Source organism: Streptomyces similanensis (assembly GCF_039543625.1).
GTDB classification, from domain to species: Bacteria; Actinomycetota; Actinomycetes; order Streptomycetales; family Streptomycetaceae; genus Streptomyces; species Streptomyces similanensis.
The window spans coordinates 1-17,089 of sequence record NZ_BAABKC010000115.1 but is presented as its reverse complement, the minus strand read 5'-3'; the positions used below and the strand labels follow the sequence as shown (position 1 = coordinate 17,089).

At 76.1% G+C, this 17,089-nt stretch carries 15 protein-coding genes; 7 read left to right on the top strand and 8 right to left on the bottom strand.

Going from position 1 to position 17,089, the window contains the following annotated elements; genetic code table 11:
* Nucleotides 1–223: 223 nt before the first annotated feature.
* The gene (locus tag ABEB07_RS32820) at nt 224–628 is read right to left on the bottom strand and encodes a DUF5997 family protein (protein ID WP_164583615.1); all 405 of its coding nucleotides are present in this window, start codon (nt 626–628) and stop codon (nt 224–226) included.
* A gap of 58 nt (nt 629–686) precedes the next feature.
* On the opposite strand from ABEB07_RS32820, the gene ABEB07_RS32815 reads away from it, so the two are divergent.
* Nucleotides 687–1,508 carry a LysR family substrate-binding domain-containing protein gene (locus tag ABEB07_RS32815; protein ID WP_345671686.1) on the top strand — a complete coding sequence of 274 codons (822 nt, stop codon included), beginning with the start codon at nt 687–689 and terminating at the stop codon, nt 1,506–1,508.
* Between the two features lie 30 nt (nt 1,509–1,538).
* On the opposite strand, the gene ABEB07_RS32810 is transcribed toward ABEB07_RS32815, so the two are convergent.
* A complete protein-coding gene (locus ABEB07_RS32810) occupies nt 1,539–2,423 on the bottom strand; it encodes an alpha/beta fold hydrolase (protein WP_345671685.1) in 885 nt (294 codons plus the stop codon).
* A 162-nt stretch (nt 2,424–2,585) separates the two neighbouring features.
* Here ABEB07_RS32810 and ABEB07_RS32805 point away from each other — a divergent pair, with 162 nt between their 5' ends.
* Nucleotides 2,586–4,559: an AfsR/SARP family transcriptional regulator gene (locus ABEB07_RS32805; protein ID WP_345671684.1), complete on the top strand. Its 1,974-nt coding sequence runs from the start codon at nt 2,586–2,588 to the stop codon at nt 4,557–4,559.
* 53 nt (nt 4,560–4,612) lie between these two features.
* Here the strand turns inward: ABEB07_RS32805 and ABEB07_RS32800 are convergent, their stop codons facing one another.
* On the bottom strand, nt 4,613–5,089 hold the full coding sequence (locus ABEB07_RS32800; protein ID WP_345671683.1) for an Lrp/AsnC family transcriptional regulator: 477 nt from the start codon (nt 5,087–5,089) through the stop codon (nt 4,613–4,615).
* A 302-nt stretch (nt 5,090–5,391) separates the two neighbouring features.
* Here ABEB07_RS32800 and ABEB07_RS32795 point away from each other — a divergent pair, with 302 nt between their 5' ends.
* Together ABEB07_RS32795 and ABEB07_RS32790 are read left to right on the top strand one after the other, a co-directional pair.
* Nucleotides 5,392–6,885 (top strand): FUSC family protein, encoded by a 1,494-nt coding sequence (locus tag ABEB07_RS32795; RefSeq protein ID WP_345671682.1) that lies wholly within the window; start codon nt 5,392–5,394, stop codon nt 6,883–6,885.
* A gap of 137 nt (nt 6,886–7,022) precedes the next feature.
* Nucleotides 7,023–8,063 (top strand): lactonase family protein, encoded by a 1,041-nt coding sequence (locus tag ABEB07_RS32790; protein WP_345671680.1) that lies wholly within the window; start codon nt 7,023–7,025, stop codon nt 8,061–8,063.
* A 171-nt stretch (nt 8,064–8,234) separates the two neighbouring features.
* On the opposite strand, the gene ABEB07_RS32785 is transcribed toward ABEB07_RS32790, so the two are convergent.
* From ABEB07_RS32785 to ABEB07_RS32770, 4 genes are all read right to left on the bottom strand, one after another.
* Nucleotides 8,235–9,158: a sirohydrochlorin chelatase gene (locus ABEB07_RS32785; RefSeq protein WP_176148041.1), complete on the bottom strand. Its 924-nt coding sequence runs from the start codon at nt 9,156–9,158 to the stop codon at nt 8,235–8,237.
* Between the two features lie 208 nt (nt 9,159–9,366).
* Nucleotides 9,367–10,359 (bottom strand): N-acetylglucosamine kinase, encoded by a 993-nt coding sequence (locus ABEB07_RS32780; RefSeq protein WP_345671679.1) that lies wholly within the window; start codon nt 10,357–10,359, stop codon nt 9,367–9,369.
* Nucleotides 10,356–11,033 (bottom strand): uracil-DNA glycosylase, encoded by a 678-nt coding sequence (locus tag ABEB07_RS32775; protein WP_345671677.1) that lies wholly within the window; start codon nt 11,031–11,033, stop codon nt 10,356–10,358. The genes ABEB07_RS32780 and ABEB07_RS32775 overlap by 4 nt, the downstream gene beginning before the upstream one ends.
* A 125-nt stretch (nt 11,034–11,158) precedes the next feature.
* Nucleotides 11,159–12,244, bottom strand: a complete 1,086-nt coding sequence (locus ABEB07_RS32770; RefSeq protein WP_345671676.1) for a WD40/YVTN/BNR-like repeat-containing protein — start codon at nt 12,242–12,244, stop codon at nt 11,159–11,161.
* 260 nt (nt 12,245–12,504) lie between these two features.
* Between ABEB07_RS32770 and ABEB07_RS32765 the strand changes: the two genes are divergently transcribed.
* Complete coding sequence (locus ABEB07_RS32765; RefSeq protein ID WP_345671675.1) at nt 12,505–13,137, top strand: Rv1733c family protein; 633 nt, start codon at nt 12,505–12,507, stop codon at nt 13,135–13,137.
* 168 nt (nt 13,138–13,305) lie between these two features.
* Here ABEB07_RS32765 and ABEB07_RS32760 read toward each other — a convergent pair whose 3' ends face one another.
* Nucleotides 13,306–15,045, bottom strand: coding sequence for an acyl-CoA dehydrogenase family protein (locus ABEB07_RS32760; protein WP_345671674.1), 1,740 nt, complete (start codon nt 15,043–15,045; stop codon nt 13,306–13,308).
* Between the two features lie 70 nt (nt 15,046–15,115).
* Between ABEB07_RS32760 and ABEB07_RS32755 the strand changes: the two genes are divergently transcribed.
* The gene (locus ABEB07_RS32755; RefSeq protein ID WP_345671672.1) at nt 15,116–15,865 is read left to right on the top strand and encodes a PaaX family transcriptional regulator C-terminal domain-containing protein; all 750 of its coding nucleotides are present in this window, start codon (nt 15,116–15,118) and stop codon (nt 15,863–15,865) included.
* Between the two features lie 314 nt (nt 15,866–16,179).
* The gene (locus ABEB07_RS39335; protein WP_425589124.1) at nt 16,180–16,986 is read left to right on the top strand and encodes a hypothetical protein; all 807 of its coding nucleotides are present in this window, start codon (nt 16,180–16,182) and stop codon (nt 16,984–16,986) included.
* The last annotated feature ends 103 nt before the right edge of the window (nt 16,987–17,089 follow it).

Below are 17,089 nucleotides of genomic sequence, written 5' to 3'. Positions count from 1 at the left end.
GGGGCCGGCAAACCGGGGTGGATGACTCAGGGGCCGACACCGGGGCCAGGAATCCAGGGCCGGAGACCGAGGGTTCGGCGCTCGGCACCCGGCGCCCGACACCTGGCCCCCGACACCTGGCCCCCGACACCTGGCCCCCGGCACCGGGAGTCCGCGCCCGGACCTCGGGTGCCGTGAGGTCCGGGCAGCCGGAGTCCCGGTGCCCGGGGAGCCCGGTGGACGGTCAGGAGCGGGGCTCGTCGCCCTGCTCGGCACGCTCGGCGTCGCGCTTCTTCAGCCGGGCGGTCTCCTTGCGGACCTCGGCCTGGGTGGCGCGCTCCTTCGCCAGCCACTCGGGCTCGTCCTGCTTCAGCGCCTCGATCTGCTCCGTGGTGAGGGCCTCGGTGATCCCGCCCCGTGCGAGACCGGCGATGGAGACACCGAGCTTGGCCGCGACCACGGGGCGCGGATGGGGGCCGTTGTGTCGCAGCTCCCGCAGCCACTCGGGCGGATTGGCCTGGAGCTCGTTCAGCTCGGCGCGCGAGACGACGCCCTGCTGGAACTCTGCGGGCGTGGCGGGGAGGTACACACCCAGCTTCTTCGCCGCGGTGGCGGCCTTCATGGTCTGGGCGGTCTGGTGCGACTTCATGGTGTCCAGACTATCGACCGCCGGAGGGCGCTCCGACCACGGCGGGTAACCTGGCGGGGTGACAGGCTCGGAGACATCCCCCACGTTCCGGCTCGCGTACGTCCCCGGGGTGACGCCCGCCAAGTGGGTGCGGACCTGGAACGAGCGCCTGCCCGACGTCCCCCTCACCCTCGTCCAGGTACCGGCCGCCGACGCGCCCGGGACCCTGCGTGACGGCGCGGCGGACGCGGGCATCCTGCGGCTGCCGGTGGACCGCACGTTCTTCAGCGCGATCCCGCTCTACACCGAGACGACCGTCGTCGTGGTCCCCAAGGACCACCTGCTGACGGCCGTGGAGGAGGTGTCGGTCGAGGATCTAGCCGAGGAGGTCGTCCTCCACCCCCTGGACGACGTGCTCGGCTGGGATCAGCCGCCCGGAGAGCCCGCCTTCGAGCGCCCCGCCACCACCGAGGACGCCGTCGAACTGGTGGCGGCCGGGGTGGGACTGCTCCTCGTCCCGCAGTCCCTGGCCCGCCTCCACCACCGCCGGGACCTCACCTACCGGCCGGTCGTCGACGCCCCGCAGTCGGGCGTCGTGCTGACCTGGCCGGAGGAGGCGACCACGGATCTGGTCGAGGAGTTCATCGGCATCGTCCGCGGCCGGACGGTCAACAGCACCCGGGGCCGCACCCGCGCCCAGACCGCCGACCGGGCCAAGGACGGCCAGGGCAGCGGCGCCCGCGGAAAGCCCGCGACGGCCCGGGGCGGCAGGGCGACCGGCCAGAAGGAGGGCTCCGGCGCTTCCCGTACGGCCAAGAGCGCCAGAGCCGGCAAGGGCGGCAAGGGCGGGAAGGGCACCAAGGGAGGCGGCCGCCAGGGCGGTGCGCGCCGCCGGTCCTGAGCACCTGCCTCCGGACGACCGGCGGCCGGGTCACCCGGCCCGGGTCAGCAGTTCCCGCAGGGCCTTCGCCACCTCCTGCGGAGCTTCCTCGGCCATGAAGTGCCCGCAGGTGACCGTGGTGTGGCACAGGTCCGGCGCCCAGGCGCGCCACAGTGCGGCGGCGTCGTAGCCGAGGGCGGCGCCCCAGTCCTGCTGGAGCACGGTGACGGGCATGGCCAGCCGCTTCCCGGCGTCCCGGTCGGCGCGGTCGTGGGCCGTGTCGATGCCCGCCGAGGCCCGGTAGTCGGCCACGATCGAGGGCACGGCGGCGCGGCAGGCCGCGAGGTAGGCGGCCCGTACGTCGGCGGGCAGCGCCTCCGGCGCCCGGGTCCAGGCGTCCAGGAAGAAGCCGAAGAAGTCGTCCGCCGCGGCGGCGATCATCCGCTCGGGCAGGCCCGGCGGCTGGGCCATCAGATACAGGTGGAAGGCGACGGCGGCCGACGTGCCGTGCAGCACGTCCCACATGTCGAGGGTCGGCAGGACGTCCAGCAGGGCCAGGTGCGTCACCCGCTCCGGATGGTCCAGTCCCGCGCGGAAGGCCACCAGGGCGCCGCGGTCGTGCCCGGCCAGCGCGAAGCGCTCGTGGCCGAGCGCTTCGGTCAGCGCCACCACGTCCGCGGCCATGGTCCGCTTGGCGTAGGCCGTCCCGTCGGTGTCGGCCGGTTTGCCGCTGGCGCCGTACCCGCGCAGGTCGGGGCAGATCACGGTGTGGTCGGCGGCGAGGTCGGCGGCCACGTGCCGCCACATCAGATGGGTCTGCGGAAAGCCGTGCAGCAGGACGACGGGGCTGCCCGAGCCGCCCACGGCCGTGGTCAGCTCGACTCCGTCGGCGACGGGAACACGGCGCAGGTCGAAACCGGGGATGGCGGGTGTCATCGGCGATGCCTCTCCTGAGAGGGGGTGTCGGAACGGCCGGTCGGATCGGCCGGCGGCACCGAGCCTGCCGCCGCCGAATCAGCGGACAATCAGCACGCCGGGGCGAGGAACGATCGGTGCGCGGCGGACCGAGGGACGAGAACGAGAGGGAAAGGGGCGACGATGGCGGACGGAGTCCGGTTCGGCGTGCTCGGGCCGGTCGTGGCCGAGGGTGACGGCGGCCCACTGGACCTGAAGGGCCCACGGCACCGCGCCGTTCTGGCCCGGCTGCTCGTCGCCCGCCGCCGGGTGGTCCCGGTCGCCCGGCTGGTCGCGGACCTGTGGCCGGAGCCGCCAGCCGGAGCCGTCGGCGCCCTCCAGACCTTCGTCGCCGCCCTGCGCCGCGCCCTCGAACCCGACCGCCCGCCCCGTGCCCCCGCCCGTCTGCTGGTCACCGAGGGCCCCGGATACGTATTGCGGACCGCGCCGGACACGGTGGACGCCTGGCGGTTCGAGACGGCCGTGACCGACGCGGCCCGCCTGCAGCCCGGGCAGGCCCTCGACCGGCTCGAACAGGCCCTGGCGTGGTGGCGGGGCCCCGCCTACGCGGAGTTCGCCGACGAGGACTGGACCCGCGCCGAACGCGCCCGCCTCGCCGCACTGCGACTGAACGCCGAGGAACAGCGGGCCGCGACCCGCCTGAGGCTCGGCCGGGCCGCCGAGGCCGTGCCCGACCTGGAGGCCCACGTCACCGCGCAGCCGTGGCGCGAGGAGGCCTGGCGGCTGCTGGCGCTCGCGCTGTACCGCACGGGCCGTCAGGGCGACGCCCTCGCCGTCCTGCGCCGCGCCCGCGCGACCCTCGTCGAGCAGCTCGGCGTGGACCCCGGCCCCGCGCTGCGCCGTCTGGAGGCGGACGTGCTCGCCCAGAGCCCCGGCCTGGAGGCGCCGGAGGAGACGGCCGCCGCAGTGCACCTGTGGAACCGTGCCGCACAGGCGTACGACCGCACCGTGGCCGCCGGGTCGCGGGCGCGGCTGGAGTCGACGGTCGGACTGCTGCGCGGCCTCGCCCTGGCCGGCGGCGGCGGACTGGCCGCCGCGCGCGAGCAGCGGACGGCGGTGGTCGACGCCGCCGAGGAACTGGGCGACCCGGCCCTGACCGCCCGTGTCATCGGCGCCTACGACGTCCCCGCGGTCTGGACCCGCAGCGACGACCCGCGGGCGGCCCGGCGGATCGTCGAGGCCGCCGAGCGCACCCTCGCCGCCCTGCCGCACGGCCCCGCCCACGACGCCGACCGCTGCCGGCTGCTGGCCACCGTCGCCCTGGAGTCGCGCGGCACCCGGTCACCCCGTGGGCCGTTGGCCGCGGCGGAGGCCGAGGCGCTCGCCCGCCGGCTGGACGATCCGGCGCTGCTCGCCTTCGCCCTCAACGGCCGATTCATGCAGTCCTGCGCGCGGGCCGGTCTGGCCGCGCGGCGGGACGCGATCGGTGCGGAGCTGGTGGCGCTGTCGGCGCGGCACGGGCTGACGAGCTACGAGGTGCTCGGCCGTCTGGTGCGGATGCAGGCCCGCGCCGCGCTCGGCGACCGCGCCGGCGCACGGGCGCACGCCGCTGCCGCCGACCGGCTCGGCGACCGCCACGAACGCCCGCTGGTGGCGGTGTTCACCGGCTGGTACCGCGCCATGGAGGCCGGCGACGAGCAGGCCGTACGGTCGGCCGCCGCGCTGCTGGACGGCGCCGGAATGCCGGGTCTGTCAGCCGGGCTGCTCCCGCTGGCGCTGCTCTGCTCCGGCCTCGCGGACCGGCCCCGGGCCGCGCTGGAGGCGGCCGGCGCCGTGGACCCGGGCGCGGACTGGGGACCGTACCGGCCCTGGCTGCGGCCTTTCGGACTGCTCGGAGAGGGTCGTCGCGACCAGGCCCGGGCCGCCCTCGACGGCCTGCCCGAACCGCCCGCCGACCTGCTCCAGGAGGCACTGTGCTGTCTGGAGGCGGCCCTCGCGCTGGAGCTGGACGACCGGGCGGCGCTGGAGCGGACGCACGCACGGCTGCGGCCGGCCGCCGGGGAAGTGGCGGGCGCGGGCAGCGGCCTGGTCGCCCTCGGGCCGGTCGACCGGTGGCTGGCGGAGATCGCCGCGGCGCTCCGGGCGCCGGCGCCCTGACGGCCCGGCGGCGCTTGGCGGAGCGCGCCCGGCTCACCTCCGGTGCGCCCGGCTCACCTCCGGGCCGTACGGCCGATCGACTCCACCAGCGGCAGCATCCGGTGCGGGACACGTTCGCGCAGCGCCACCTCGGTGCGGGTGCGGACCACGCCGGGCAGGCTGATCAGCTTCTGGATCACGTCCTCCAGATGCGCGTTGTCCCGCGCCACCACCCGGGTCAGGAGATCGCCGCCGCCGGTGATGGAGAACGCCTCGACGATCTCCGGCACCCCCGCCAGCGCGTCCCCCACGTCGTTCAGATGGCCCTGGGTCACCTCGATGTGCACGAACGCGAGCACCGGGTGGCCGAGCGCGGCGGGGGAGAAGGCGGGGGCCGTGCCGGTGATCACACCGTCCCGCTCCAGACGGTCCAGCCGGGCCTGGAGCGTGCCGCGCGCCACGCCGAGGATGCGGGCGTACTCGCGCACGCTGGTGCGCGGTTGTTCGAGGAGCAGCCGCAGGATGCGGGTGTCGAGTTCGTCCACGGCCATGACGCGCCGCCTCCTGGTGCGTTCGTTGATCGACGTCGACTGTACCAATGGCTCAACGGGGAGCGGACGGTCTGGGCCAGAGGACGTCGTCCATTGGCTTGTGATCAGCAGTGATCGAAAGCGTCCAGCTGTGCCAATGGTCCAGTGGAAAGCGAGTCACTTGAGCCAAGGGCCATCGTGATGCTGTGATGGGCACGTCGATGGCGCTGCGGACTTCCGCGGCGCCTTTTTCATGCCGGTGTCCGGTGCGGCGCGCGAGACGCGTCCCGGGGCACCCACGTACTCCAAGGGGGCGGTCAGCAGTGCTGAAGAGGGTGTTCGCGGCTCCGGACCCGGGGCGGGCGCGGCTGCGCTTCGCCGCCCGGGCCGTCCTCGGCATCGGCCTGGCGGTCCTCGTCAGCGCCGCCGCCGGACACTCGCTCACGGGCGCCGTCACCGGCGGGCTCGCCGCGCTGCTCGCGCTGTTCACGGTCACCGACCCCACGGTCCGCGGCCAGGCCGGCACCACCGCGCTGCTGCCGTTCGTCGGCATCCCGGTCCTCGCCGCCGCGTCCGCGCTGCACGACCACCCCCTGGCCCGGGACCTCGCCTTCCTCGCCGTGGTCGGGGCCGGTGTGTACGCGCGGCGCTGGGGACCGCGCGGCCACAGCCTCGGCGTGTTCGCGTTCATGACCTTCTTCGTGGCCCAGTTCCTGCACGCCACACCGGGACAGCTGCCCGAGCTGTCCGCCGCCGTCGTCCTGTCCGTGCTCAGCGCGGCGGCGGCGCGCTTCGGCCTGTGGTGCTACGAGCGCCGGCTGCCCCCGCCCGTCGTGCCCGCGCCGCCGGCCGGGGCGGGACTGGCCCGGGTGACCACCCGGCAGGCGGTGCAGGCGGTCGCCGGCGCCGGCTTCGCCCTCGTCGTGGGCGAACTGATGTCCGGACAGCGCTGGTACTGGGCCGTCGGCGCCACCTGGTGGGTCTTCGTGAACACCGCCTCGCGCGGCGAGACCCTGGTCCGCGGCTTCCGCCGGGTCCTCGGCACGCTGCTCGGCATCGGCCTCGGCGTCCTCGTCGTCGCCCCGCTGCACGGAGCCGCACTGCCCACGGCCCTGCTCGTCGCCGTGAGCGTGTTCGGCATCTTCTACACCGCCGCCGTGTCCTACACCTGGATGATGCTCTGGGTCACGGTGCTCGCCGAATCGCTCTACGGCCTGCTCGGCGTGCTGACCCCCCACCTGCTCGCGCTGCGCCTGGGCGAGACCGCCGTCGGCGCGCTCGGCGCCTGGCTGGCCGTGCTGTTCCTGCTGCCGGTCAGCACCCACGCCGTCACCGACGCCTGGATCCAGCGCGCCCTGCGCTGCGTCCACGCCTGCACCGGCGAGGCGGCAGCCCGGCTCGCGGGCGCGGCACACGCCGACCCGGCGCCCCGGGTGGCCGAGCTGGAGCAGTTGCTCGGCCGGGTACGGCTCTCCGTGGCGCCGCTCGTGCACCCGCTGAACCCGATGCGCGGCCGCAGGCGCCGCGCCCGGCAGGTCCTCCGCTCGCTAGACGACTGCGCCCGCGAGATCCGCGGCCTGGTCGCCGTCGCCGCCGACCCGGAGGCCTCCCACGACGCCCGTCTGGCCGCCGCCTGCTGGCGCGTGGAGGCGGCGGTGGAGGCACTCACCGGCGGCGCCGGACCCGTCGCCGACGTCACCGCCCGCCCGGCCGCGGACGCCGGCGCGCTCGCTCACCTGCACGGCCTGGAACGCGCCCTGGCCGAGCTGTCCGCGCCCCTGCGCGCCCCCTCGGGCTCCCCGCTCGTCGGAGCCTGAGACACACGGTCCCGCCCCTGAGACGCGCGCTCCCGCCCCGGGCCGCCCGGGACGGGAACACGTCCGCCCTCTTGGTCTAGACCGCGCGCGATCGACTGCTACCGTCACCGCAAGGGTCGACCGAGAGGGGTTCAGCGGTGGCAGACGGCGGCAGGCGGGCACGGCGGGCGTTCATCGGATCGTTCACGGCGGCGGGCGGCCCCGGCGTCGTCACCGCGGCCGTGGCCGAACACGGCGGGGCGCTGACCCCGCTGACCAGCGCGGACAACGTCGCCGACCCCTCGTACCTGGCCCTGTCGCCCGACGGCGACACGCTCTACACCGTCAGCGAGACCGCCGAGGGCGCGGTGGCCGCTTACCGGGTCAAGGGCGAGGCGCTCGAACTCACCGGCCCGCCCGTACGGATCGACGGCAGCGGCCCCACCCACCTGAGCCTGTTCGACGGCCACGTCCTCACCGCGAACTACGGCTCCGGCAGCGTCACCGCCGTCCCCGTCCGCGCCGACGGACGCCTCGGCAACGCTCCCTCCGGGCAGCTCCGGCACAGCGGATCGGGCCCGAACGAACGCCGCCAGCGGAGCCCGCACGCCCACCAGGTGCAGCCCGACCCCAGCGGCCGCTGGGCGGTCAGCGTCGACCTGGGCACCGACTCGGTGCGGGCCTGCGCGCTGACGGACGGCAGGCTCGACCTGCACCGGGAGATCGCGCTGCGCCCCGGCTCCGGCCCCCGCCACCTGGCCTTCCACCCGGACGGCCGGCACGCCTACGTCGTCAACGAACTCACCCCCACCGTCACGGTCTGCCGCTGGGACGCAGCGGCCGGCTCGCTCAAGCCGCTGGCCGAGACCCCGGTCCTGCCGGACACCCCGACCGGGGACGCCTACCCCTCGGGCATCGTGGTCGCGCCGGACGGCCGGTTCCTGTGGATCGCCACCCGCGGCGAGGACGTGCTGTCCGCCTTCGCCGTCGAGGCGGACGGCGAGCGGCTGACGCGGGCGGGGACGGTACCGTGCGGCGGTCACTGGCCACGGGCGCTGACCTTCTGTGACGGCTTCCTGTACGTCGCCAACGAGCGCTCCGGCGAGGTGACCTGGTTCGCCGTGGACCCGGCCACCGGGCTGCCGGCGCGCGCCGGAGCGGTACGGGTGCCGGCGGCCTCCTGCGTGGTCATCGGCTGAACCGACCGGCGGCCCGCCCGGCGACCCGCCCGACGCGGAGACCGGGTGACGCGGCTCGCACGGCGAAGGGCCCGCCCCGTCGGTACGGAGCGGGCCCTTCGTCGCGGTCGTGCGGGTCGTGCGGGTCGTGCGGGTCGTGCGTGGTGCCGTGGCGTCCGGCGGGGACCAGGGTCAGAGAACCGGCGTGCTCTGCGCCTGCTGCGGGGCGATGCCCAGAGCCGTCGTGTACTTGGCCAGGACGAGCTTGCCGATCGCCGGGTAGGCGCCGAGGGACTCGGCGGCGGCGCAGTCCGCCTCCCCGGCGGCGGCCTCGAGCAGCTCGGCGCCGATCTCCGGACCGATCAGGTACGGAGCCAGGGCCAGCTGCTGGGAGCCGGAGGAGCGCAGCTGCTCGGCGACGGCCGAGATCGAGCCCTCCTGGTCCAGGGCGGCGGCCATCACCGGCACGGCGAGGCGGGCGGCCAGCAGCATGCCGGTGATACCGGCCGCCTGCACGGCCTCGTCGCCGCCGACCGAGGCGAGGATGATGCCGTCCGCCGCGGTCGCCACCGTGAACAGCCGGGCCCGGTCGGCGCGGGCCAGACCCGCCTCCGACAGCCGGACGTGCAGCGCCTCGGCGAGCAGCGGGTGCGGGCCGAGGACGTCGGTCAGCTCGGCCGCGACCCGGCTGTCCATGACGGCCTGGCGGACCTGGCGCAGCAGCGCGCCGTCCGGGCCGGCGAGCAGCGGGACGACGACCGCCACCGGACCGTCGGGTTCCTTGACCTCGAGACCGGCGGAGAGGGCCTGCTCGTAGCGGGCGGTCCGGCCGTCGGCCGCGCGCGCGAGCACGGACTGCAGGGTCGGGAACTCCGCGTCGTCACCGTCGAGGTAGCCGATCAGGGCGTCCAGGCCGGGCAGCTCGGAACGGGCGATGCTCACGACCTCCTCGGCGAGGCCGCGCGTGGCCGCGCCGGGCGTGCCCGGCACCGCGAGGACGAGCGCGGGCGCGCCCTCGGGAGCCGCCAGCGGTTCGGGTCGGCGGTGCCGTCCGGGCTGGCGGGGGCGCGGCATTCGTACTGGCAGGCCGGACGCGGGCCCAGTGGGGGAGCTCATGGCGCCGCATGTTACTGGCTTTCGCGGTGCCCCTGTTCGGGGAGGGTGCAGGTGAGCGGTTTCCGTCCGGTTTTGTCTGATGAGTTACGTACTGATCAAGCATGTTCTATGGGCGCAAACAGGTCGGATGCGACAACTCGCCCAGGACATCGGCGCACTTGTCCGGCGCGGGGTCGACACGTCGGGATGTGGGCGATCGGTCGGGGGATCAGTCCCTTTGTGCCGGTGGGACGTACAGCATCTTCTCGTCACCCGGCAGGGCGAGCGCGCCGCCGACCAGCTCGGCCGCCAGGAGCGCGCAGCCGTGCAGGGGGTCGCCCTCGGCGGTGACGCGCCGCGCGTGCGGCAGCCGTGCCGTCAGCTCCCGTTCCAGCGGGACGAGAAGCGGCTCGCCCGTCTTGAACAGGCCCCCGGTGAGGGCGATGAGCGGCTCGCCCTCCGGCGGGCACACCGCGGCGGCGGACTCGGCGATGTGCCGGGCCGCGGCGCGCAGCACACCGGCCGCCACGGGGTCGTCGGCGGCGCAGGCGGCCACCTGGGGGGCGAAGGATGCCAGGACGGCGGCGCGGTCGGGGCGCGGGTAGAGTCTGCCGGGCAGTTCGGGCATGGGTCCGAACGCCTCCTCGGCGCGACCGAGCAGCGCCGCCGAGCCGCCGTCGCGTCCGTCGTGGGCGCGCAGCGCGGCCTCCAGGCCGGCCCGGCCGATCCACGCGCCGCCGCCGCAGTCGCCCAGCAGATGCCCCCAGCCGTCGGCGCGCCGCCAGGCCGCCAGGTCGGTGCCGAGCGCGATCATCCCCGTCCCGGCGGCGATCACGGCGCCGGGGCGCGAACCGAGCGCACCGGCGTAGGCGGTGACGGCGTCGGCGGCCAACGCGACCTCGCGCACTCCGAGTTCCCGCGCCAGCGCGCCGGGCAGTTCGGCGCGCAGGGCGTCGCCCAGGGTGGCGAACCCGGCGGCCCCCACGACGGCGCTCGCCAGCCGCTCCACCCCGGCCTCCGCGACCAGCGCCCGCGCCATGGGCACCAGTTGTTCCATCAGGTGCGCCGGGTCGATGCCCCGCTCCCCGGTGCGCACCGGCACCGGCGAGCGGCGCTCGGCGAGCGGTCCGCGACCGGGCGTCCCGACGACGGCCCGGATCCCGGAGCCGCCGGAGTCCACGGCGAGGAATCCCACCGGGCCGGCCGCCGGCCGGTCCGTCACGGCAGGCGCCAGTCCACCGGCTGTCCGCCCTGCCCGATCAGCAGGTCGTTGGCGCGGCTGAACGGACGGGAGCCGAAGAAGCCGCGGTCGGCGGACATGGGGGAGGGGTGGGCCGACTCCACCGAGGGCAGATCGCCGAGCAGTGGACGGAGGTTGCGGGCGTCGCGGCCCCACAGGATCGACACCAGGGGCTTGCCGCGCGCGGCCAGCGCCCGGATCGCCTGCTCGGTGACTTCTTCCCAGCCCTTGCCCCGGTGGGCGGCCGGTTTGCGCGGGGCGGTGGTGAGCGCCCGGTTGAGCAGCAGCACGCCCTGCTGGGTCCACGGCGTCAGATCGCCGGAGGACGGCTGGGGCAGCCCCAGGTCGCTGTGCAGCTCGCGGTAGATGTTGATGAGGCTGCCGGGCAGCGGGCGCACCTCGGGCGCGACCGAGAACGACAGTCCCACCGCGTGCCCGGGAGTGGGGTAGGGGTCCTGTCCGACGATCAGGACGCGTACCTCGTCGAAGGGTTGCTGGAAGGCCCGCAGGACGTTCGCCCCGGCCGGGAGGTAGGTGCGTCCCGCGGCGATCTCCGCGCGCAGGAAGTCGCCCATCTGGGCGATCCGTCCGGCCACGGGTTCCAGGGCCTGCGCCCAGCCGGCTTCGACGATTTCATGCAAGGGTCGTGGTGCCACGGGCGTCACCCTACTGCCGGTCCCGGGGCGGTGATCAAGCGGTTGCCGGACACCGGCCGGAGGCGGCCGGTCCGGTGCGGCCGGTGCGGCCGGCGCCGCAGGCGGACCGAGGACGCCCGACGCGGTCATCCGATCACCGCCGCGCGCACGCACAGCACGTCCGGCAGGTGCGCGGCCACCTGCCGCCAGCTGTCGCCGTCGTCCGCCGAGGCGTACACCTCGCCGTTGCGGTTGCCGAAGTAGACGCCCGCCGGATCGGCGTCGTCGGTGCTCAGGGCGTCGCGCAGCACCGTGCCGTAGTGGTCCTCCCGGGGCAGGCCCGCCGACAGCGGCTCCCAGCTGCCGCCCGCGTCCGAGGTGCGGAACACCCGGCACCGGTGGCCGGCGGGCACCCGGTCCGCGTCGGCGTTGATCGGGAAGACGTACGCCGTGTCGCCGCGGTGCGGATGGGCGGCCGCGGCGAAGCCGAACGTCGAGGGCAGCCCCGCGCCGATGTCGGTCCAGTTCGCGCCGCCGTCGTCGCTGCGGTACACCCCCCAGTGGTTCTGCAGGTACAGCCGGTCGAGGTCGGCCGGGTCCTGGGCGACCTTGTGCACGCACTGGCCGAACTCCGGGTTCGGGTCGGGCAGGAACACGGCGGAGACACCGCGGTTCGCGGGGGACCAGCTCGCCCCGCCGTCGCGGGTGCGGAACACCCCGGCGGTCGACACGGCGACCGTGACGGCGTTCGGGTCGCGGCGGTCCGTCACCACCGTGTGCAGGCCCTCACCGCCGCCGCCCGGCACCCATCGTGACCGCGTCGGGTGCTCCCACAGCGGGCGCACCAGCGCGAAGCTCTCGCCGCGGTCCTCGGAGCGGTACAGCGCGGCCGGCTCCGTGCCCGCGTACACCACCTCCGGTTCCGCCGCCGCCGGGTGCAGCTGCCACACCCGCTCCAGCGAGGCGCCGGTGTCCTTGGGGAACCTCACCGCGGGGCGGGCCGGCTCGGTCCAGGTGCGACCCAGGTCGTCGGAGTGGAACACCGACGGGCCCCAGTGCGCGCTGTCGCCGCCGGCCAGCAGCCGGGGGACGGGGCCGCGGGTGTCCACGGCCACCGAGTACACGGCCTGCGCGTTGAAGTGGGGGCGGTCGTCGAACTCCCAGTCGCCGCCGCGCCGCCGTCCGATGAACAGGCCCTTGCGGGTGCCCACGGCGAGCAGTACCTCGGTCATGCCGGTCACCTCCGGGAGTCGTCGTCCCGGACGCCGTCGTCCCGGACACCGGTCAGTGTGCACCCCGCCACTGACAGTGACCCGCGCGGCGACGTCGTCGCAGGTCGGACCGGCACCGTCGGCGCCCCGCGCGGCCGTGCGGGGCCGCGGACCCTTGGGCCCGGCGCACCGGGGAACCCGGGCGTCGAGCATCAGTGAGCCCTCTTCCGTACGGGAGAGCGGTCCGGCATGTCCGCGCGTATGTGAGGAGGACGCCTTCGATGGCCTTCCGTGGTCCCGGTCCCGGGGTATGGCTGTGGCGGTGGCGCCGCAATCCGCTCAAACGCCGTGCCGACGCGGTGGAGGCATGGGTGGTGCTCGGCGTCTGGCTCCTCACGCTCGCCGCCGGCGTGCTCGTCGGCTGGGCGGGCGTCCGGGGAGTGCGCCACGGGCTGGACCAGGAGCGCTCGGAGTGGCGGTCCACGGTGGCCCTGGTGACGCGGAAGGCGCCCGGCGCGGCGTCCGCCGCGGAGACCGACGACGACGGCGCGCGTGACGCCGGGACCGGGCACGGGCCGGGCGGCGCTCCCGCCTCGGTGTGGGGCAAGGTGCGCTGGACCGCGCCCGACGGGACGGCGCGCACCGGCCGGACCCGGGTGGCCTCCGACAGCGCGGTCGGCGCCGCAGTCACGGTCTGGACCGACCGCCGGGGACGGCTGGTGACCCGGCCGCCCACGGTGAACCAGGCCCGCACCCGGTCCCTGGTGATCGGCGGCCTGGTGGGGATGACCGCCGCGGCGGTTCCCCTCGCCTGCGGCCGCCTCCTACGGGAACGCCTGGAGCGCCGGCGGCTCGACGGGTGGGACGTGGAGTGGGCCCGCTTCGACCCGCTGTGGGGCCGCGAGACCCGGTGAGCGGACCGGTCGCCGGCCCCGGTGAGCGAGTCGGCCGCCCGCCCGGGAGCGACCCGGTTCACCCGGCCCGGCCGGTCGGCCGACAGCCCACGGCTCGGTCCCGGCGGACGTTCCGGTCCCGGCTCACGTCCCGGACGGCGGCTCACACGGCAGGCCCGGACCGTCGGCTCACGCCGTCCCGGGCAGCGCCCGCCCCAGGATCGTGTCGACGTCCGCCGTGTCCGGCAGGGTGCCGAAGGCGTGGCCGCCCTCGCCGCCCAGCCGGGTCGCGCAGAAGGCGTCGGCGACGGCGGACGGGGCATGCCTGACCAGCAGGGACGCCTGGAGGACCAGCGCCGTCAGCTCCACCACACGGCGCGCACCGAAGGGGGAGGCCGCGCCGAGACCGTCGCGCAGACGGGTCACTGCCGCGTCCAGACGGGTGTCCGCCCCCCGGGCCAGGGCGAGTTCGGCGAACAGCGCCTCCGCGGCGCCGGGCTCGCGGCCGAGCGCCCGCAGCACGTCCAGCGCGTTGACGTTGCCCGATCCCTCCCAGATCGACAGCAGGGGCGCCTCGCGGTAGTGGCGGGGCATGCCGGACTCCTCGACGTAGCCGTTGCCGCCCAGGCACTCCAGGGCCTCCGCGGTGAAGGCCGGTCCGCGCTTGGTGACCCAGTACTTGCCGACGGCGGTGGCGATCCGCCGGAACGCCGTCTCCTGCTGGTCGCCCCCGCGCACCGCCCGGTCGGCCGCGCCGGCCAGCCGCAGCGTCAGCGTGGTGGCCGCCTCCGACTCCAGCGCCAGGTCGGCCAGCACGTTGCGCATGAGCGGCTGGTCGGCCAGGCGGGCGCCGAAGGCCCGGCGGTGCAGCGTGTGGTGGCCGGCCTCGACGAGCGTCTTGCGCATCAGCGCGGCGGACATCATCACGCAGTCCAGCCGGGTGCAGTTGACCATCTCGATGATGGTCTTGACGCCCCGCCCCTCGGCGCCGACCAGCCAGGCGACCGTCCCGTCGAACTCCGGCTCGCAGGAGGCGTTGGAACGGTTGCCCAGCTTGTCCTTGAGCCGCTGGATCCGGAAGGCGTTGCGGCTGCCGTCGGGCAGGACGCGCGGCACCAGGAAGCAGGACAGCCCGCCCGGGGCCTGCGCCAGCACCAGGAAGACGTCGCACATGGGCGCCGAGGTGAACCACTTGTGCCCGCGCAGCGTGTACACGCCGGGCTCGGCGGTCGGCGCGGCCGCCGTCGTGTTGGTCCGCACGTCCGAGCCGCCCTGCTTCTCGGTCATGCCCATGCCCGCGAGCAGGCCCTGCTTCTCCGTCGGCGCCCGCAGTCCGGGCTCGTAGACCCTGCTGGTCAGCAGCGGTTCGTAGACGGCGGCGAGGTCGGGCTGGGCGCGCAGGGCGGGCACCGCGGCGTACGTCATCGACGTCGGGCAGCCGTGCCCGGCGTCCGTGTGCCCCCACACCAGTCCGCCCGCCGTGCGGGCCACGTGCGCGCCGGTCCGGGCGTCCGCCCAGGGCGCGCCGGCCAGGCCCTCGGCGACCGAGGCCCGCATCAGGTGGTGCCAGCTCGGATGGAAGTCGACCTCGTCGATCCGGTGGCCGTACCGGTCATGGGTGCGCAGCTCCGGTCCGTTCCGGTCGGCCTGCTCGGCCCACTCCTGGGCCTGGGCGCTCCCGGCCAGCCGCCCGAGCCGCCGTACGTCCTCCTCGGCCCACCCGGCGCCCTCCCGGCGCAGGCCCTCCAGCAGGGCCGTGTCCTCGGACGCGTCGTACGGGCTCAGGGGCGGGGGCTGGTTGGTGACGTCGTGCGTGGCGTACTGCCCGGCCGGCTGCGGCGGCCGTTCCGCGGCCGGCCGCCGGTCCTGCGGCGTCCGCCCGGCCGGCCGCCCTTGATCCTGCTGCTCGTGCGCGAGTGTCGAGGCCATACGCGCAGTGTTGCACTCGCTCTGCGGTCGCAGCAATAGTGCAACAACTTGCTCCGTAGAGTACGTGCCCATGAACGCCTCCGAGGAGCCCGCCGCGGTCGAGCTGCGCCCGCTGTCCGCGCGGTCCGTGGTCCTGAGCCTGCTGCTGGGCGCCCATCCGCCCGAGCTGCCGGTACGGGACCTGCTGCGGGCCGTCGAGCCCTTCGGGATCGGCGGCTCCACACTCCGGGCGGCGCTCAGCCGCATGGTCGCCGCCGGTGACCTGCGGCGCGCGGACGGCGTCTACGGCATCGGCGACCGCCTGCTGGAGCGCCAGCGGCGCCAGGACGCGGCCGTGCACCCGCGGACCCGCGACTGGACCGGGGAGTGGGAGATGGCGGTGGTCACGGCGACCGGCCGAGGGCCCGCCGAACGCGCCGGACTGCGCACCGGCCTGACCGCCCTGCGCCTCGCCGAACTCCGCGAGGGCGTCTGGCTGCGGCCCGCCAACCTGCGCCGTCCCTGGCCCGACGGCCTCGACGACGTGGTCCGGCGGTTCACCGCCCGGCCCGACGAGCCGGGCGAGGACCTCGCCGCACGCCTGTGGCCGCTGGACGCGTGGGCGGCGACGGCCCGTGCGCTGCTCGCCCACGCGGCGCGCGCCGACCGGCCCGCCGACCGCTTCACCGCACTCGCCGCGGTGGTACGGCACCTGCTGGCCGACCCCGTCCTGCCCGCCCCACTGCTGCCCGCCCGGTGGCCGGGACCGGAGCTGCGCGCCGCCTACGCGGCCTACCGGCGGGAGCTGACCGAGGAGATGCTCGGCCACGCCGGGCGCTGAGAAGCCGTACGCCGGTCGGGGTGCGGGAAGGCGCGGTCGGGGCGCGGAGAGGTGCGGTCGGGACGCGGCGGAGAGGTGCGGCGGAGAGGCGGAGAGGTGCGGTCGGGAGGCCGAGTGGGCGCGGTGGAGAGGGTGGACGGCCGCGCCGCACCCGGCCGCTCGTGACCGGGGCGGCGAGAGCCGTCCGGCCGAGCGGGCGGCGTGGCCGGTGGCGCGGGCGCGCACCCTGACGTTCCCTGAGACGAACGGGATGACCAGCGCGGTCGCGGGCACCCGGGGGGCACGGAAGGGATCTCACCCAGGCGAGGAGAGTCATGGCTGAGCAGAAGTCGTCGTCGGTCCTCACGGCGCCCCTGCACGGCGCTGCCTCGGTGCTGCGGAGGGTACCCGGCGCCGGGACGGTGGGCAGGGCCGCGCAGGGCACGCTGGACAAGGTCGGCGCGGTGTCGCCGAGGGGACGGCGGCTCGCGGTCTACACGGGCGCCGGAGTTCTCGGCGTCGCGGGAGTGGTGGAGTGGCCCGTCGCCCTCACCGGAGCCGCCGTCGCCTGGCTCACCCAGCCCCGGCCCGCCCGCTCCGCCTCCGAGGAGCCCCGCGAGCCCGGACGCCTGACCGCCGGCGGACCGGAAACCGGCGCCGCCACGGACCGCGCCGCCACGGACCGCGCTACTACCGGTACCGGTACCACCGGCACCGGTACCACCAGCACCGGTACCACCGGTACCGGTACCGCGGACACCGGTGCCACCACCCCCGGCGCGACGGACACCGCACCCGGTGCCGCACCGGCCACGGAGACCACCGGCACCGCGCGCACCACCGGCCCCACCGCGAGCGCCGCCCCCGCCTCCCGGCGGACCAGGCGCGCCCCCGCGACCGCCGAACCGGCGGAGGACATCACCACGGCGGCACTCGCCTCCGGTACGGCCGAGCGTTCCGCGACGCCCCCGGCCGCGCAGCCCAAGGGGCCCGGCCGCCGCGCCCGGAGCGCGTCCCCCACGGACAAGCCGCCGACCGGCAAGTCGGCGACCGGCAAGGCGTCGGCGGACAAGCCGGCCACCGGTCCCGCCGCCACCGGCGCCCTCGGCCCCACGGCGCGGCCCGGCCGCACCACCCTCTGAGGGCCCGCCATGGTGCTCGGTCTGCTCACCGCTCCGTCGGCCGCCGTCCGGTGGCTGCCCGCGGCGCCCCGGGCGCTCGCCCGGGCCGCCGCCCCGGCGGCCG

Bases quoted from the DNA above. Each gene is read 5' to 3' on its own strand.
- ABEB07_RS32820 (WP_164583615.1), bottom strand. From the start codon at position 628: ATGAAGTCGCACCAGACCGCCCAGACCATGAAGGCCGCCACCGCGGCG.
- ABEB07_RS32810 (WP_345671685.1), bottom strand. From the start codon at position 2,423: ATGACACCCGCCATCCCCGGTTTCGACCTGCGCCGTGTTCCCGTCGCC.
- ABEB07_RS32805 (WP_345671684.1), top strand. From the start codon at position 2,586: ATGGCGGACGGAGTCCGGTTCGGCGTGCTCGGGCCGGTCGTGGCCGAG.
- ABEB07_RS32800 (WP_345671683.1), bottom strand. From the start codon at position 5,089: ATGGCCGTGGACGAACTCGACACCCGCATCCTGCGGCTGCTCCTCGAA.
- ABEB07_RS32785 (WP_176148041.1), bottom strand. From the start codon at position 9,158: ATGAGCTCCCCCACTGGGCCCGCGTCCGGCCTGCCAGTACGAATGCCG.
- ABEB07_RS32770 (WP_345671676.1), bottom strand. From the start codon at position 12,244: ATGACCGAGGTACTGCTCGCCGTGGGCACCCGCAAGGGCCTGTTCATC.
- ABEB07_RS32765 (WP_345671675.1), top strand. From the start codon at position 12,505: ATGGCCTTCCGTGGTCCCGGTCCCGGGGTATGGCTGTGGCGGTGGCGC.
- ABEB07_RS32760 (WP_345671674.1), bottom strand. From the start codon at position 15,045: ATGGCCTCGACACTCGCGCACGAGCAGCAGGATCAAGGGCGGCCGGCC.
- ABEB07_RS32755 (WP_345671672.1), top strand. From the start codon at position 15,116: ATGAACGCCTCCGAGGAGCCCGCCGCGGTCGAGCTGCGCCCGCTGTCC.
- ABEB07_RS39335 (WP_425589124.1), top strand. From the start codon at position 16,180: ATGGCTGAGCAGAAGTCGTCGTCGGTCCTCACGGCGCCCCTGCACGGC.